Origin of the sequence: Streptomyces sp. 8L, from assembly GCF_020176795.1 — a bacterium.
Classification (GTDB): domain Bacteria; phylum Actinomycetota; class Actinomycetes; order Streptomycetales; family Streptomycetaceae; genus Streptomyces.
Window position 1 is genome coordinate 1 of record NZ_JAIUKE010000269.1, and the last position, 1,511, is coordinate 1,511.

Annotated in this window: 1 protein-coding gene; it reads left to right on the forward strand. The window is 77.1% G+C overall.

The window, feature by feature from the left end:
* The first annotated feature begins 207 nt into the window (after window positions 1-207).
* Window positions 208-1,413 (forward strand): glycosyltransferase, encoded by a 1,206-nt coding sequence (locus LCE31_RS22050; RefSeq protein ID WP_225016750.1) that lies wholly within the window; start codon window positions 208-210, stop codon window positions 1,411-1,413.
* Window positions 1,414-1,511: the final 98 nt, after the last annotated feature.

Genomic DNA, 1,511 nt, shown 5'->3' on the forward strand with positions numbered 1-1,511 from the left:
CCCCCGCCCCCCGTGGCCCGCCCCACCCCCCCCTGAACCCCCCGGGGCCCCCCCCGGGGGGGGGGGGGGGGGGGGGGGGGGGGGGGGGGGGGGGCCCGGGGCCGGGCCCCCCCCCCCGGGCCGGCACCGCGTTCAGCGCCACGTCATACACTGCTGCCCGCCCGGCAGTTACGCGGAACGAGAGCGGCGGAACGAAAGAGGACGCGCGTGCGAGTGCTGTTGTCGACCTACGGAACGCGTGGCGATGTCGAGCCGCTCGTGGCGCTCGCGGTGCGGCTGCGGGCACTCGGCGCCGACGTGCGGATGTGCGCCCCGCCGGACGAGGAGTTCGCGGAGCGGCTGGCGGGTCTCGGCGTACGGCTGGTTCCGGTCGGACCCCCGGTGCGGGCGACGATGCGCGGCACGTCCATTCCGTCGGCGGCCGAACTGTCCCGGGCCAGGACGCAGATGGTCGACACGCAGTTCGGCGTCTTCCCCGAGGCGGCCGAGGGATGCGACGTGCTGGTGGTGGCGGGCCTGGCGCAGATCGCCGCGCGGTCCGTGGCCGAGGCCATGGGCATCTCCTACGTGTACACGAGCTATTCGGCGGTCAACCTGCCCTCGCCGCACCACGCGCCGCCCCCGCGGCCCGGCTGGCCCGAGCCCGGGGTGAGCGACAACCTGAAGCGGTGGGAACTGGACGCCCACCACGTGAACGCGCAGTTCGGCGAGGTACTCAACGGCCACAGGGCGTCGCTCGGCCTGCCACCGGTGGACAACGTGCGCGATCACGTCTGCACCGACCGGCCGTGGCTGGCGGCCGACCCGGTCCTCGGTCCGTGGCCGGAGACCCCCGGCCTCGGCGTCGTACAGACCGGGGCGTGGACCCAGGTGGACGAACGCCCCCTCCCCGCGGATCTGTTGACGTTCCTGGACGCGGGCGCGCCGCCCGTCTACGTGGGCTACGGCAGCATGAGCCCGTCCCAGGACACCCCCCGCAGGGCTATCGAGGCGCTCCGCGCGCAGGGGCACCGCGTACTCGTCTCCCGGGGCTGGGCGGATCTTGGACTGCTCGACGACGGCGACGACTGCTTCGCCATCGGCGAGGTCAACCAGCAGCGTCTCTTCGGCAGGGTGGCCGCCGTGATGCACCACGGCGGCGCCGGTACGACGATGGCGGCCGCCCGTGCGGGCGCACCGCAGGTGGTGGTGCCGCCCCAGCTGTCGGACATGCCGTACTGGGCCGGCCGGGTGCGCGAGCTGGGCATCGGCGCGGCACACGACGCCCCGCCCCCGACCACCGAGATCCTCAGTGCCGCGTTCAGGACGGCCCTGGCCCCCGAGACCCGGGCGCGCGCCCGCGCTCTGGGCGCCGAGGTCCGCACCGACGGTGCGGCCGTCGCCGCGAACCTGCTGCTCGACACCCTCCGCTAGGCGGCCCCGGGGGGGCGGGGGGGCGGGCGGGGGGGGGGCGCGCGGGGGCCCGGCCCGGCCGGCCGCGGGCCGCCCCCCCCCCCGCCGCCCCCGCCCCG